Raw genomic sequence first — 15,165 nt, 5'->3', positions numbered from 1 at the left:
GAAAAATGAAAACAGCATATATAGTAAAAGGATATAGAACTGCCGTTGGAAAATCCAAAAGAGGTGGTTTCAGATTTAAAAGAGCTGATGAACTTGCCGCTGAAACAATTCAGTACATGATGGGTAAGCTTCCAGAATTTGACGTAAAACGTATTGACGATGTTATAGTTGGTAATGCAATGCCAGAAGGTTCTCAAGGATTAAATATGGCTCGTATTATCTCATTAATAGGGTTAGAAACTGTTGATGTCCCTGGTGTTACGGTGAACCGTTTCTGTTCTTCAGGATTAGAAACCATTGGTATGGCAGTGGCTAAAATTCAGTCTGGAATGGCTGAATGTATTATAGCTGGTGGTGCTGAAAGCATGACTTCTGTCCCAATGACTGGTTTTAAACCCGAATTGAATTATGAGCTAGTAAATGCAGGTCATGAAGATTACTATTGGGGAATGGGAAATACAGCAGAAGCTGTAGCTCAAGACTATAACGTATCTCGTGAAGATCAAGATGAATTTGCGTTCAATTCACATATGAAAGCTTTAAAGGCTTTAGATGAAGACCGTTTCCAAGATCAAATTGTTCCAATTGAAGTTGAAGAAACTTACATTGATGGTAATGGTAAAAAAGCGACTCGCAAATTCACTGTAACTAAAGATGAAGGTCCACGACGTGGAACTAGCGTAGATGCTTTAGCAAAATTACGTCCTGTATTTGCAGCTAACGGTTCAGTTACTGCGGGTAATTCATCTCAAACAAGTGATGGTGCAGCTTTTGTTATGGTTATGAGTGAAGATATGGTTAAAGAATTAAATCTTGAGCCAATTGCACGTATGGTAAGCTATTCTGCTGCAGGTGTTCCTCCAAGAATTATGGGAATTGGCCCTGTTGCTGCAATCCCAAAAGCATTAAAGCAAGCAGGTTTACAACAAAATGATATTGAACTTATTGAGCTTAACGAAGCATTTGCATCACAATCATTAGCTGTAATGCGTGAGTTAAACTTAAACCAAGATATCGTCAATGTAAATGGTGGCGCAATTGCTCTAGGTCATCCTCTTGGATGCACAGGAGCAAAACTCTCTGTACAATTATTTGATGAAATGCGTAAACGTAATATGCAAAATAAATATGGTATGGTAACCATGTGTGTAGGTACTGGACAAGGTGCTGCAGGAATATTCGAATTTTTAAATTAAGAAACTTAACACTATAGGAATTATGGAAACTTTAGAAAAAGAAAAGGAAATTTTACGCGGAGGACAATTCCTCGTTAAAGACACAAACTGTGACGACATTTTCACTCCAGAAGACTTTTCGGAAGAGCAAAAAATGATGTTAGAAACCGTAAAAGAATTTGTTGATAGAGAAATCTGGGCACACAAGGAACGTTTCGAGAAGAAAGATTATGCCTTTACTGAAGAAATCATGCGTAAAGCTGGTGAGTTAGGTTTATTAGGTATTGCTGTTCCAGCCGAGTATGATGGATTAGAAATGGGATTTGTGTCTACAATGCTTGTATGTGATTATATTTCTGGAGCTACTGGATCTATCGCTACTGCTTTTGGTGCACATACAGGAATTGGTACCATGCCAATTACACTTTATGGTACAGAAGAGCAAAAGAAAAAATATGTTCCTGCTTTAGCAACTGGACAAAAATTTGGTGCCTATTGTTTAACAGAACCAGGTGCAGGTTCTGACGCTAATTCTGGGAAAACAAAAGCGGTTTTATCTGATGATGGAAAGCACTATTTAATTTCTGGACAGAAAATGTGGATTTCTAATGCAGGTTTCGCAGAGACATTCATCGTATTTGCTAGAATTGAAGATGATAAAAATATTACTGGTTTTATAGTTGAGTATGACAAAGACAATCCAAACGGAATTACTTTAGGTGAAGAAGAACATAAATTAGGTATTCACTCATCTTCTACTCGTCAAGTCTTCTTTAACGAGACTAAAGTTCCTGTTGAGAATATGTTATCAGAGCGTGGTGGCGGATTTAAAATTGCAATGAATGCGCTTAATGTTGGTCGTATTAAATTGGCTGCAGCTTGTTTAGATGCACAACGCCGCGTCATTACTGAAGCTGTAAAATATGCTAATGAGCGTATTCAGTTTAAAACACCTATCGCAAAGTTTGGTGCAATCAAAGCTAAAATGGCAGACATGGCAACAAGTTGTTATGCAGGTGAGTCAGCTTCATATCGTGCTGCAAAAAATATTGAAGACAGAATTGCTATTCGTCAAGAGCAAGGAAACACACATCAAGAAGCTGAGCTTAAAGGTGTTGAAGAATATGCTATTGAATGTTCAATCTTGAAAGTAGCTGTTTCTGAAGATGTACAAAACTGTACTGATGAAGGTATTCAAATCTTTGGAGGAATGGGCTTTTCTTCAGATACACCTATGGAATCTGCTTGGAGAGATGCTCGTATCTCACGAATTTATGAAGGAACTAATGAAATCAACAGAATGCTAGCTGTAGGTATGTTAGTAAAGAAAGCCATGAAAGGACATGTCGATTTATTAGGTCCAGCAACTGCTGTAGCTGATGAACTCATGGGAATTCCTTCTTTTGATACGCCTGACTATTCAGAATTATTCTCTGAAGAGAAAGACATGATTAAGAAACTTAAAAAAGTGTTCTTAATGGTTGCTGGTGCTGGCGTTCAAAAATATGGGCCACAGTTAGAAGAACACCAACAATTATTAATGGCTGCTGCTGATATTTTAATTGAAGTATACATGGCAGAATCTACCATTTTACGTACAGAGAAAAATGCTAAGCGTTTTGGTGAAGATGCACAAGAGCATCAAATTGCTATGGCTAAATTATACTTATACAATGCCGTTGATACTATTAATAGTAAAGCTAAAGAAGGTATCGTAAGCTTTGCTGAAGGCGATGAGCAGCGTATGATGCTTATGGGCTTAAAACGTTTTACTAAGTATACAAATATGCCAAATGTTGTGGCATTACGTACTCAAATTGCAGATAAATTATCTGCTGAGAACGGCTATTGTTTTTAATGTCTGACTAACTCAAATAATTGCGTTATGCAATGTAAGAGCCGTACTTATTTTAGTACGGCTTTTTTATTCACTATATTTAAATCATTATATAAACATCCTACAATGAAATACTTCATTTTATTACTTTTTAGTTTTTCGTTAGCTTCAGCTCAACAACCAAACACTGAAATTTTCTTATTCGATATAGCCGTTGAAAATAGCGGATATAACTTCTCAAACGGAAAAAATATATCTAATAATGAAGGTTATGACAATCAGCCTTCTTTTGTAAATGATAATCAAATAGTGTTTGCTTCTACTCGCAAAGGACAAACAGATATTGTGTCTTACCGAACTAATTACAGTACTAAAACATGGATAAATTATACTGAAGGTGGAGAATACACACCTTTGAAAATACCAAACAAACACGCCGTTTCCGCTGTAAGATTAGACAAAGATGGTAAGCAACGCTTATACAGCTATAACCTAAGCAATGGCGAATCTACTGAGCTAATTGAAGACCTTGTTGTTGCTTATTACACTTGGTTTAATGAAGATATCATTGTGTCATCAGTTATTGAAGATCAAAAATTAAATCTCTTTGTAACCAATTTACAAGACGGTCGAAGTCGTAAATATCAAGAGAATGTTGGGCGTTCATTTCATAAAATACCAAACAGTAATTTGGTAAGTTATATTTCTAAGGAAAATGAGACTTGGACTATAAAATCCTTAGATCCCATTTCTGGTGCTACTAAAGTCCTTGCCAACACATTAAGTGGTAGCGAAGATATGTGCTGGATGATAAATGGTGATATTCTGATGGGTAAAGATGCCAAGCTTTATAAGCTTACATTAAATAAAGATAAGGACTGGAAAGAAATTGCAGATTTCTCCGATTACGGCATCACTAAGATTACACGAATTACTGGTAATAGTATTTCTAATAAGTTTTTAATAGCTGCTGAAATTAATGGTAAACCAAAAGTGTCAAATAATGATTCAGGTTCAACTTCAAGTTCAGATTCAGCATCTAACACAAGTTCAGCTTCTGATATTGAAGCCATAGTACAGCGTAATTTAGATGCATATAATGCTCAAGATATTGATGCTTTTATGGCAGATTATTCAGAGGATATTAAAATCTATAATTACCCTAATGAGTTAAGAACTGATGGCAAAGAAGCCATGCGAAAAGGATACGAAAGTTGGTTTCAACGTGCCAAAGGACTTAAAGCAGTCATTAAAAAACGTATCGTTTTTGGCAATAAGGTAATTGATGAAGAAGAAGTTAGTGCAAACGGACAAACCTTTAATGCAATAGCCATTTACGAAGTTAATAATGGAAAAATTACTAGAGTAACATTTATGCAATAGATTGAGAAATGAAACAATTTTTAACTTATACTTTTATTCTGTTTACACTCTGTGCTTTATCACAAGAGAAACATCTAGAACCTAAGCTAGAAAATATAGCTTGGATAGCTGGTACTTGGCATGGTGAAGCTTTTGGTGGTAAAACTGAAGAAATTTGGAGTGAACCATCTGGTGGCTCTATGATGGCCACATTTAAGCTTACCGTGGATGGTAAAGTACAATTTTATGAAATTGAAATTATTCGTGAAATTGAAAATAATCTAGTACTTCAGCTCAAGCATTTTAATAACGATTTAAAAGGTTGGGAAACCAAAGACGAAACAGTTGACTTTCCGTTAAAATATATTACAGAAAACAAAGTAGTTTTTGAAGGTATGAGTTTTGAGAAAGTGTCAGACTCTGAAATGAATGTCTATGTGGATGTCAAAGAAAAAGACAAAGTAGAGACCATAAAATTCAACTATAAAAAAGAAAAACAAACCAAACAACTTATTACAGTAAAACAAGCCGAATCAACACCTAAAATTGACGGTATAGCCGATGAAGCTATTTGGCAAGATGCGCAATGGTTTCCTATAAATCAGCTATGGATTGGAAAAGCTTTTACTAAAGAAGATTTTCAGGGTAAATACAAACTTACATGGACAGAAGATGCGCTTTACTTACTTGCTGAAATACAAGATGATAAATTAAGAGATGTATACAAAGATCCTTTAAAAAGTTGGTGGGACGAAGATTGTTTAGAAATTTTTATCGATGAAGATAATAGTGGTGGTGACCATCAATACAACCACAATGCATTTGCTTACCATGTGGATTTAGAAGGAAATGTCGTTGATGTGAATTATACTAAAAATGGTAAACTCTACAATTCTCATGTTACTTCAGCAAGACAAACAAATGGCAACACCACCATTTGGGAAGTGAAAATTTTATTGTTTAATGATACGTACGTTGATGATGAAATAAATACGCCTGTAAAACTCAGCATAGATAAAAAAATAGGGTTTGCCTTGGCCTACTGTGATAACGACATTAGTGAGCATAGAGAAAATTTTATAGGCTCGATATTTGTGCCTGGAAATGATAAAGATAGAGGTTGGAAAGATGCTTCAATCTTTGGAACGCTTCTACTAACTTTAGGAAAAAACTAAAGTCTGTATTAACAATTCTTTAGAATTGGTCTTTTTAGAAAGTTGTATTTTTAGGTTATCAAAAAACACTAACCAAATGAGACGAATTTCTTTTATCCTAATCTGCCTTTTTATCTTCAATTCCAATGCTCAAACAGACCCAAAAATTTATGATATTATTGATGCTGTTTCTGAAGATAGATTAAGACAAGATGTAAAAACACTTGCCGATTTTGGCACACGACATACACTTAGTGATACACTTTCAGATACTAGAGGTATTGGTGCTGCACGCCGTTGGATAAAATCTCAATTCGATAATATTTCAAAAGATTGTGGCGACTGCTTAGAGGTGTTTTTCCAGAAGGATTTAGTAAAAAAAGGTGCCAATCAACGTATTATTAAAGACGTAATGGTGGTGAATGTGGTGGCCATTCAACGTGGTACAAAATACCCAAATCGTTATATCATAATGAGTGGCGATATAGATTCAAGAATAAGCGACCCTACTAACTTTACAGATGATTCACCTGGTGCCAATGATAATGCAACAGGTATGGCTGGAGCTATTGAAGCTGCACGAGTGCTTTCAAAATATAAATTTGAAAGTAGTATTGTCTATTTAGGTTTATCTGGAGAAGAACAAGGGTTATTTGGTGGTCAAGGCATGGCAAGATATGCTAAGGAAAATAATTGGGAGATTATTGGTGTGCTCAATAACGACATGATTGGAAATATTGAAGGCGTAGACGGTGTGATTGACAATCGTACATTTAGGATTTTTTCAGAACCGATTACAACAGATATTACAGATGCTGAACAACTTAAGCGTGCAGCCAGATTACGTCGTTTTTATGGTGGTGAAGTTGATGGAATTTCGCGTCAATTAGCACGTTATGTTCATCAAACGACAAAGACTTACATGCCCGAAATGAACCCTGTAATGGTGTATCGTTTAGACAGGTTTGGTCGTGGTGGACATCATAGACCTTTTAATGATATTGGGTTTGCCGGTATACGCATTATGGAAGCACATGAGAATTACACACAACAGCATCAAGATATAAGAACAGAAAATGGCATAAATTATGGTGATACTTTTGAGCATGTAAATTTCCCGTATTGTAAAAAGCTAACTGCTGTTAACGCTATTACAATGGCTAATATAGCTTCTGCTCCGCCAGCACCAACAAATGTCGGTATTGGTGGCATTGTTGAGGCCTCAGCAAAATTTAAATGGAACAAAGTAGATGGCGCTGTAGGTTACAAAATTTATTGGCGAGATACCACTTCGGCAACTTGGGATAATAGCAGGTATGTAGGTGATGTATCTGAACATACTTTGAAAGGCATAGTAATTGATAATTTCTTATTTGGAATAGCAGCAGTTGGTAAAGACGGACATGAGAGTGTTGTAGTTTTTCCAAATAAAATAATTCGGTAGATGCAAATATTTTTTCCTCAATGGCAGGGTTCGGGTACAGGAGTTTCAATGAAAACTGGTGCTGAAACCGTAGTAAACTATTTGAATACACATCTAACCAAACTTCCGCTTTCTGATAAAGCTTTAGAAAAACAATCCAACATCAATGGACATGAAGCATTAGTACATCAGCTCACAAATTTTAGAAGCACTCTTGAGTCCACACAACCAAAAACATTACAAACTATTGGTGGTGATTGTGGTCTTGAGATTATTCCGGTTAGCTATTTAGCATCTAAATACAATAACCTAGGAGTAATTTGGTTTGATGCTCATGCAGATATTAACCTGCCTGAAGAATCTCCTAGTTGTAATTTTCATGGTATGCCTCTGCGAACCTTACTTGGCGAAGGTGATACTGAATTAAAATCACTGCTTTTTAGCACAATCAACGCTTCTCAAATACATTATATAGGATTAAGAAGTATAGATGAATCAGAACAAAAATACATAGTTAAAGAGGGCATTTATGCGCCTAGTGATTTTGATACTAATGACTTGATAAAAACACTTCAGAATAAGAATATTACTCAATTGTATATTCACTTTGATGTAGATTGTCTAGACCCGAAATCCTACAAATCAGCATATTTTAATGTAAATAATGGGATAACTACTGATAAAGCTCAAAAGATCATCCTTGAGCTAATAAACAATTTTGATGTTGTTGGCACAAGCATTTTAGAATCTGTCGCTACTACGGATGAAGAATTGACACCTATAAAACCTATAATCGATTTACTATTTAATGTCTAGAGCCATTTTTTTTTGTTTACTATTTTGCAGTTTTATCAATTGCTCTAAAGAGATATCTAAACCGAGTTTTATAAAGTTTAAGACAGAAAACGATTCAATACATGTTATTTCATATAACAAATTGAATTGCCCTATGTATGTAAAGATTATTGATAGAACTAATGATAATACGCTTTACAGGCAATTACAAGCAACTGAAGAAAAAGTGATTTTAAGCTACCCTGAAAAAGAAAGAGATTCGAATGGTATTTTAAAAAAATATAAGTTTTTAGGCTATTACGGTGTATATCCTTTTAAAGCCTATGATACCAATTACAATTATAGCTTACCATTTTTAAAAGGGTATTCTTCAAAAATTATACAAGGTTATGATGGAGATTTTTCGCATTATGGCGCTTTTTCTGCTAAGACAATTGACTTTGACATGAAAGTTGGAGACACTATAACAGCAGCTAGAGACGGCATCGTAGTTAGAGTAACTCAAAAGCACAACAAACAAGGTACATCTGAAAAATTTCGAGATTATGGAAATTATGTTATTTTGTATCATGAGGACAATACGTTTTCTCAATATGTTCATTTAAAACAAAATGGAAGCTTGGTTAAAGTTGGAGATTCAGTTAAAGCGAATCAGCCTATTGCATTATCTGGATTTACGGGTTGGACAACTGTACCACATTTGCATTTTGGGGTTTACATACCTACTAAAACTGGATTAGCATCCATACCTATAATGATAGATTCAATTCAAGGTAAAACCTTAAAAAGAGGAGATTTAATTTCTAAAAAATGAAAACACTCAAACACATCATATATTTTCTATTTGTAGTAAGTCTTAATATGGCTTTTGGGCAAGATTTATTATCTCATAAAACTGATTTTACTAAACAAGATACACTTCGCGGAAGCATTACGCCAGAGCGAGCTTGGTGGGATTTAACCTATTACCACTTAGATATTGAAGTAAAGCCTGATGAAAAATTCATTTCAGGAAAAAATACAATTCAATATAAAGTTTTGGAACCTCATAATGTCATGCAGATCGATTTGCAAGAACCCATGCAAATCATAAAAGTCACTCAAAATGATAAAGAATTAGATGTAAAACACGACGGAAATGCACATTTCATTTCGTTAAATGAAAAACAAAAAAAAGGTGATATTAATTCCATTACTGTTTACTATAAAGGTCACCCTAGAGAAGCGAAACGCGCACCTTGGGATGGCGGTTTCTCATGGAAAAAAGACATGAATGATAAGCACTTTATTGCAACGTCTTGCCAAGGTTTAGGTGCAAGTGTTTGGTGGCCAAATAAAGATCATATGTACGATGAAGTGGATAGTATGCTAATAAGTGTTACTAATCCTAAAGGATTAACCAATGTATCGAATGGTAGATTAAGAAAGCTTGAGGATTTAGGTGATAAAGTAAAATCACATTGGTATGTAAATAACCCAATTAATAATTATGGTGTTAATGTTAACATTGGCGATTATGTCAATTTTTCCGAAGTATATCAAGGTGAAAATGGTGATTTAGATATGGACTATTGGGTTTTAAGCTATAATCTCGATAAAGCAAAAGCGCATTTTAAAGATGCTCCTAAAATGATGAAAGCCTTTGAACATTGGTTTGGACCATATCCCTTTTATGACGACAGTTTTAAGCTGGTAGAAGTACCTTATTTAGGCATGGAGCATCAAAGTTCAGTCACTTATGGTAACGGGTATAAAAAAGGCTACAGAGGTACGGATTTATCTAGAACGGGTTGGGGTTTAAAATTCGATTTTATAATAATCCATGAGGCAGGACATGAGTGGTTTGCCAATAGCATTACCAACAAAGATATTGCTGATATGTGGATACATGAGAGCTTCACAAACTATTCCGAAAATTTGTATTTAGACTATTATTACGGGAAAGAAGCTTCAGCAGATTATGTTATTGGAACCCGTGCTAATATTGCAAATGACAAACCTATTATTGGGCAATACGATGTTAATCACGAAGGCTCTAGTGACATGTATTATAAAGGCGGAAACATGCTACACATGTTACGCCAATTAATCGAAGATGATGAGTTATGGCGACAAATTCTTAGAGGTTTAAATTCAAAATTTTACCATAAAACAGTATCTACAAAAGAGATTGAAGATTACATAAGTGAAAAAACTAAAAAAGACTTATCTGCATTTTTTAATCAGTATTTAAGAGATACAAGAATCCCAACGTTAGAATACAGTATTGAAAATAACAAACTGAAGTTCCGTTATGTGAATATTGTTGAGAATTTTGATATGCCAATCGAGGTGGAAATTGGCGATAAAAAAGAATGGATTTTCCCAAAGTCTAGCTGGCAAACTATAAACGTTGAAAGTGATGAATTCAAGGTGGATAGAGACTATTATATATATACCAAAAAAGTGTAGCCATGGAAATCCCAGAACTCTATTTTGAACGCGATGTTGAATGGTACGATTGGCTATTAGGAAACCACGATAAATACAAAGCCATTTATCTTATTTTTTATAAGCTTGAAACTGGCATACCAACAATGCGTTGGGAAGAAGCTGTAAAGGTTGCATTATGCTTTGGTTGGATAGATTCTACAGTAAAAAGTTTAGGCCAAGGTAAGCGCCGACAGTATTTTTCACCAAGAAATCCAAAAAGTAATTGGAGTGCTCTAAATAAAAAGTACATCGTAGAACTTGAACAATCAGGATTAATCCAAGACTCAGGCTGGAAAATGATTAACCTTGCAAAAGAAACAGGCACTTGGACTGCGATGGATGATGTTGAAAACGGTATCATTCCAGAAAATCTTCAGAAAGCATTTGATAAAAACCCTAGGGCATTTGAAAACTACCAAAACTTTTCTAAAGGTTATAGAAAAGGCTATCTGTCATGGCTACAAAGTGCAAAACGTGAAGAAACCAAACAAAAAAGAATAACTGAAATTATTAGACTTTGTAATGCTAATATTAAAAGTAGAGAAGCTTGGTAAATTAAAACATTAGTTTTTTAATATTATCCATATAACCTCTACTAACCCTAACAACATCACCATTTTTCATAGTAACGTCATAGCTTTTAGTATACTTATTTAACTCTTTTACGGTATTCAAATTAATTATGGAAGACCTATGTACTCTAATAAAAATAGCTTGGTTCAGTTTTTCCTCAAGTGTAGAAATACCATAGTTACTAACGTAGGTTTTTCCTTCGGTTATAAGTTTTGAATAATCACCATAAGCTTCAATCCTAATAACATCCTCCAAAGCAACAGTAACTAACTTATTCTGGCTTTGTACCAGTATACGCTGAGGAAATTTTGGCTTATCCATTAAAAGACTCTCAGCTAATGGCCTTGCTTTATTCTCGTCTGTATTGGCCTTTAATCTGTCAACAGCAACTTTAAAGCGGTCTTTGGTATAAGGTTTCAGCAAATAATCCACAGCATGTACTTCGAAAGCTTTTAGAGCATACTGATCATAGGCAGTAGAAAATATAATCTGAGGTAATTCTTCGAGATGTGTGAGTACATCAAACCCAGTCATTCCTGGCATTTGAATATCTAAAAACACCAAATCTGGTCTAAACTCATTAATAATTTTAACAGCATCTACTCCATTATTTGCCTCTCCAAGCAAAATTAAATCAGGATAATCTTCTAAATATTCTTTTATAAGCTGTCTTCCAGCTTCTTCATCGTCAATTATAATCACCTTTCTCATATAGCAAAAGATATTTTTAATCCTTTTGGTGAATTGTCAGATAGACTAAGTGTGCTTTGGTACATTTTTTCTAATCGAAGTTTTGTGTTGGTTAATCCAATACCTTTTTCAAAAACTGAAGCTTTATCTTTTATGCCAATTCCGGTATCAGAAATTTCAAAATGTAATTTATCTAATTTCTTAAAAATCTTAATTGAAATTTTACCGCCTTCAATAAGAGATGATAAACCGTGTTTTATAGAGTTTTCTATTAAAGGTTGCAGTAACATAGGCGGAATCAATTCATCTTTTAAATCGTCTTCTACATGGACCTCAACTTCTAATCGCTCTTTAAAACGTTCTTTTTCTAAATCAAGGTATTTATTCACAAACTCTAACTCTTCCCTTAAAGGTACTTTTTCAACCTGTGAAGCCTTTAATTGATACCTAAATAAGTCTGAAAGCTCTGCAATAAGATGCCTCGTCTTTTCATTCTTTGGAGGTACTGATGCGCTAATGGTATTAAATATATTATATAAAAAGTGTGGATTAAGTTGCGCCTTTAGTGCTGAAAGTTCACTTTTAAGTGCAACAGTTCTGAGTTCGCCTTCTAAACGTATTTTTTGTTGATTTTCTAAGTAATAATTATAAGAATGAATAATACCAAACTGCAACGCATAAAACAAAGCTGGAATATAAATATCCCAAGCAGATGCAGGACCACTTAAATGACCAAAACCAATAATATCACATACATAGTAATATAATTGCTGCCATACAATTACAAATAATGGCAGTAAAATAATATGTAGTAATATCTTATTAGTATACTTCCATTTTTTTAACCTTCTAATTAACAACCACCAAACTGGAAAAGTCAGAACAGCTTTTAAAATATAATCTATTCCAACGGTATCCATAAATTCCTTTATGTCAAAAAGAGATGTTTCACCTTCATTCCAAGCCCTACTGTTAATTGTGATAGCCGCATGATAAGCAAATGCCCAGAACAAATAAAATACTATAAAAATACCTAACTCACCTATTTTAATACCTAATAGACGTTTTTGATAAAATGGCGTAATGGTTTCCATAAGTTTACTTTTCAACAAACTTAAAGTTAGTATATTTTTTTATCACCTTCTAATCGATGAGTTGACCTATAGTCAGTTAAATGGTCTTTCCAACTTATCGGCGTATTGGTCAACTCATCATTTCTAAGGTGTATACCTGTAAACTTATCCGGAGATTTGGAGTATAAATACATTAATTATGAAAACGATTACAGTTTACTTACTCTTATTTTTATCATTAATTGGTTACGCACAATCCAATGTCGTTGGTATTGTTGTTGATGAAAACCTTGAACCTATTCCAGGTGCAATAGTATCAATTTATAATTCAGACCAAACTGCATTTATAAAAGCTGCAGTAACAGTAACTGACGGAAATTTCGTCGTCAAAAATTTAAATACTGGAAAGTACACATTAACCATAACCAGTCTTGGGTTTGAAAAGTATACTTCGCAGATATTTAGTGTTACCAATTCTGAAAAAGACCTAGGTGCAATTAAATTAAATCCCGCATCCGAATCTCTTGATGAAGTTGTTGTTAAAGCCGAAAAACCTATGGTGCAAGTTATGGCAGATAAAACGGTATTTAATGTACAGAATACGATAAATGCTGCTGGAGATTCTGGTTTTGATTTATTAAGAAAAGCACCTGGCGTAATTATCGATAATAACGACAACTTAATAGTCGAAGGAAAAACTGGTGTGCTTATTTATATAGATGATAAGCCTTCAGTACTAAGAGGTGAAGACTTGGTGAACTACCTTAAAACAATTCAGTCTAGTGATATTGATGCTGTTGAAATTATTACCCAACCATCTTCAAAATACGATGCAGAAGGTAATGCAGGTATCATCAATATAAAGTTTAAGCGCGATAAAAGTTTAGGTACAAACGGTAGCTTGACTTCTGGCTTAACATATGGTGAATTTGCTCGTGTAAATACTTCGGCATCATTTAATAATAGAAATAAGAAAACAAGTTTTTATGGTACGCTAAGTAACCGATTTGGTGAAAGCTTAAGCTTTATTAATCTCTTTAGACAGCAAAATAACACCATTTTTGATGCCCGTACAGAAACCATAAGCGATGATGTTAATAATAATGTAAGAATGGGATTTGATTGGTATGTAGACAAGACATCTACATTTGGAGTTATTGTATCTGGAAATTTTTCTGATAACGAATCACTGGCCGATTCCAGAACACCTATTATTCCTGATGGTAACACCAATCCTGATCAAATATTAGTAGCTGGTAGTGATGTTCAAAGTGAAACTTCTAATATTTATGCTAATGCTAATTATAGATATAAAGGAAGTAATGATACAAGCTTAAATATTGATGTAGATTATGGTCGCTATTCGCGCGAACGAGAAAATCTTCAACCGAATCAATATTTTGATGGCAATCAATCTCAACTCATTAGTGAAGTTATCAACTTTATGGTTACGCCAATTGACATCGACTTATTTACGGCTAAATTAGACTATGAGCAACCTCTTTTTAAAGGAAAATTAAGTGTTGGCGGAAAATTCTCTAAAGTGGTTACTGATAATCAATTTGATTTTTTTGACCGAATTAACGGTCAAGATATTTTAAATCAAGAACGCACTAACGATTTTGAATATGATGAAAACGTAAATGCTTTATATTTTAACTTTAAGCGTCAGTTTAAAAAATGGAATATTCAATTTGGTTTGCGTATGGAAAACACACAATCTGATGGTATCTTAACTGCATTACAAGCAGACCAAAATAATCGCGTACAACGTAACTATACCGATTGGTTTCCAAGTGGTGGAATCACATATCAATTGAACCAAAAAAACGCTTTTGCTTTAACTTACAGTCGCCGTATTCAACGCCCTAATTATGCAAGTTTAAATCCATTTGAATACAAAATCGACGAGTTGTCTTTTAGCCGAGGTAATCCATTTTTACAGCCACAGTATACTGATAATTTAAAATTGTCACATACGTTTAATTATAGGCTAACAACATCTATAAGTTATAGTTTTATAGAAGACTATTTTGCTAAAATCACCGAGGCTGTTGGCCAAAATCAAAACTTCTTGACTACAAGAAATGTGGCAAATCAAAAGGTTATAAATATAGGTGTAAGCTATCCTACACGTTTTAACGATTGGTGGAATATATACTTTAGTGTAAATGCCTTTAGAAGTATTTTTGAAGCAACAAATCCAGATTTTAACCCTATTTCGCAAAATACATTAAGCTTATATGCTCAAAATACCTTTAAATTACCAAAGGGTTTTAGAGCAGAAATTTCAGGATGGTATAGTTCGCCTTCAATTTGGGGTGGCACATACGAAACTCGTAGTATTGGGTCTTTAAATGTCGCATTTCAAAAACGCTTTTTTGACGATCAATTAACTGCGCGTTTATCCTTTAACGATATTCTATTTACTTCTCCTTGGGAAGGTGTTACCGAATTCGGAAACCTCAGAATAAACGGTGATGGTGGTAGCGATAGTAGACAAGTACGTTTTAATCTTACTTATAATTTTGGTCGTAATGAAATTAAAAAAGCCAGAAAACGTAACACAGGTCTTGATGCAGAAAAAAATAGAATAGGTCGCTAAAATATC

The 15,165-nt window shown here is 34.2% G+C and carries 13 protein-coding genes; 10 read left to right on the top strand and 3 right to left on the bottom strand.

The window, feature by feature from the left end; translation table 11 throughout:
* Positions 1-5: 5 nt before the first annotated feature.
* From ED556_RS05905 to ED556_RS05865, 9 genes are all read left to right on the top strand, one after another.
* Positions 6-1,196 (top strand): acetyl-CoA C-acyltransferase, encoded by a 1,191-nt coding sequence (locus tag ED556_RS05905; RefSeq protein WP_296320631.1) that lies wholly within the window; start codon positions 6-8, stop codon positions 1,194-1,196.
* Positions 1,197-1,218: 22 nt separating this feature from the next.
* Positions 1,219-3,033 carry an acyl-CoA dehydrogenase family protein gene (locus tag ED556_RS05900; RefSeq protein WP_296320627.1) on the top strand — a complete coding sequence of 605 codons (1,815 nt, stop codon included), beginning with the start codon at positions 1,219-1,221 and terminating at the stop codon, positions 3,031-3,033.
* Positions 3,034-3,138: 105 nt separating this feature from the next.
* Positions 3,139-4,395 (top strand): nuclear transport factor 2 family protein, encoded by a 1,257-nt coding sequence (locus ED556_RS05895; RefSeq protein WP_296320624.1) that lies wholly within the window; start codon positions 3,139-3,141, stop codon positions 4,393-4,395.
* Positions 4,396-4,403: 8 nt separating this feature from the next.
* Positions 4,404-5,549 carry a DUF6265 family protein gene (locus ED556_RS05890; RefSeq protein ID WP_296320621.1) on the top strand — a complete coding sequence of 382 codons (1,146 nt, stop codon included), beginning with the start codon at positions 4,404-4,406 and terminating at the stop codon, positions 5,547-5,549.
* 76 nt (positions 5,550-5,625) lie between these two features.
* Positions 5,626-6,972: a M28 family metallopeptidase gene (locus ED556_RS05885; RefSeq protein WP_296320618.1), complete on the top strand. Its 1,347-nt coding sequence runs from the start codon at positions 5,626-5,628 to the stop codon at positions 6,970-6,972.
* Positions 6,973-7,767 carry an arginase family protein gene (locus ED556_RS05880; RefSeq protein WP_296320615.1) on the top strand — a complete coding sequence of 265 codons (795 nt, stop codon included), beginning with the start codon at positions 6,973-6,975 and terminating at the stop codon, positions 7,765-7,767.
* A 133-nt stretch (positions 7,768-7,900) separates the two neighbouring features.
* Positions 7,901-8,560 carry a M23 family metallopeptidase gene (locus ED556_RS05875; protein ID WP_296320612.1) on the top strand — a complete coding sequence of 220 codons (660 nt, stop codon included), beginning with the start codon at positions 7,901-7,903 and terminating at the stop codon, positions 8,558-8,560.
* Positions 8,557-10,197 carry a M1 family metallopeptidase gene (locus tag ED556_RS05870; protein ID WP_296320609.1) on the top strand — a complete coding sequence of 547 codons (1,641 nt, stop codon included), beginning with the start codon at positions 8,557-8,559 and terminating at the stop codon, positions 10,195-10,197. Before ED556_RS05875 ends, ED556_RS05870 begins: the two co-directional genes overlap by 4 nt.
* Positions 10,198-10,199: 2 nt before the next feature.
* Positions 10,200-10,772 carry a YdeI/OmpD-associated family protein gene (locus ED556_RS05865; RefSeq protein WP_296320606.1) on the top strand — a complete coding sequence of 191 codons (573 nt, stop codon included), beginning with the start codon at positions 10,200-10,202 and terminating at the stop codon, positions 10,770-10,772.
* Position 10,773: 1 nt separating this feature from the next.
* On the opposite strand, the gene ED556_RS05860 is transcribed toward ED556_RS05865, so the two are convergent.
* The 3 genes from ED556_RS05860 to ED556_RS05850 are packed head-to-tail and all read right to left on the bottom strand — an operon-like array spanning position 10,774 to position 12,748.
* Positions 10,774-11,502, bottom strand: coding sequence for a response regulator (locus tag ED556_RS05860; RefSeq protein WP_296320603.1), 729 nt, complete (start codon positions 11,500-11,502; stop codon positions 10,774-10,776).
* On the bottom strand, positions 11,499-12,575 hold the full coding sequence (locus ED556_RS05855; RefSeq protein ID WP_296320600.1) for a histidine kinase: 1,077 nt from the start codon (positions 12,573-12,575) through the stop codon (positions 11,499-11,501). The genes ED556_RS05860 and ED556_RS05855 overlap by 4 nt, the downstream gene beginning before the upstream one ends.
* 26 nt (positions 12,576-12,601) lie before the next feature.
* On the bottom strand, positions 12,602-12,748 hold the full coding sequence (locus ED556_RS05850) for a hypothetical protein (RefSeq protein WP_296320598.1): 147 nt from the start codon (positions 12,746-12,748) through the stop codon (positions 12,602-12,604).
* 5 nt (positions 12,749-12,753) lie between these two features.
* Between ED556_RS05850 and ED556_RS05845 the strand changes: the two genes are divergently transcribed.
* A complete protein-coding gene (locus ED556_RS05845; RefSeq protein ID WP_296320595.1) occupies positions 12,754-15,159 on the top strand; it encodes a TonB-dependent receptor in 2,406 nt (801 codons plus the stop codon).
* Positions 15,160-15,165 lie beyond the last annotated feature (6 nt).

Source organism: Winogradskyella sp., assembly GCF_003712105.1.
Classification (GTDB): Bacteria; Bacteroidota; Bacteroidia; order Flavobacteriales; family Flavobacteriaceae; genus Winogradskyella.
This window is presented reverse-complemented; position numbering and strand designations above follow the sequence as displayed.

Bases quoted from the DNA above. Each gene is read 5' to 3' on its own strand.
- ED556_RS05905 (WP_296320631.1), top strand. From the start codon at position 6: ATGAAAACAGCATATATAGTAAAAGGATATAGAACTGCCGTTGGAAAA.
- ED556_RS05900 (WP_296320627.1), top strand. From the start codon at position 1,219: ATGGAAACTTTAGAAAAAGAAAAGGAAATTTTACGCGGAGGACAATTC.
- ED556_RS05895 (WP_296320624.1), top strand. From the start codon at position 3,139: ATGAAATACTTCATTTTATTACTTTTTAGTTTTTCGTTAGCTTCAGCT.
- ED556_RS05890 (WP_296320621.1), top strand. From the start codon at position 4,404: ATGAAACAATTTTTAACTTATACTTTTATTCTGTTTACACTCTGTGCT.
- ED556_RS05885 (WP_296320618.1), top strand. From the start codon at position 5,626: ATGAGACGAATTTCTTTTATCCTAATCTGCCTTTTTATCTTCAATTCC.
- ED556_RS05880 (WP_296320615.1), top strand. From the start codon at position 6,973: ATGCAAATATTTTTTCCTCAATGGCAGGGTTCGGGTACAGGAGTTTCA.
- ED556_RS05875 (WP_296320612.1), top strand. From the start codon at position 7,901: ATGTATGTAAAGATTATTGATAGAACTAATGATAATACGCTTTACAGG.
- ED556_RS05870 (WP_296320609.1), top strand. From the start codon at position 8,557: ATGAAAACACTCAAACACATCATATATTTTCTATTTGTAGTAAGTCTT.
- ED556_RS05865 (WP_296320606.1), top strand. From the start codon at position 10,200: ATGGAAATCCCAGAACTCTATTTTGAACGCGATGTTGAATGGTACGAT.
- ED556_RS05860 (WP_296320603.1), bottom strand. From the start codon at position 11,502: ATGAGAAAGGTGATTATAATTGACGATGAAGAAGCTGGAAGACAGCTT.
- ED556_RS05855 (WP_296320600.1), bottom strand. From the start codon at position 12,575: ATGGAAACCATTACGCCATTTTATCAAAAACGTCTATTAGGTATTAAA.
- ED556_RS05850 (WP_296320598.1), bottom strand. From the start codon at position 12,748: ATGTATTTATACTCCAAATCTCCGGATAAGTTTACAGGTATACACCTT.
- ED556_RS05845 (WP_296320595.1), top strand. From the start codon at position 12,754: ATGAAAACGATTACAGTTTACTTACTCTTATTTTTATCATTAATTGGT.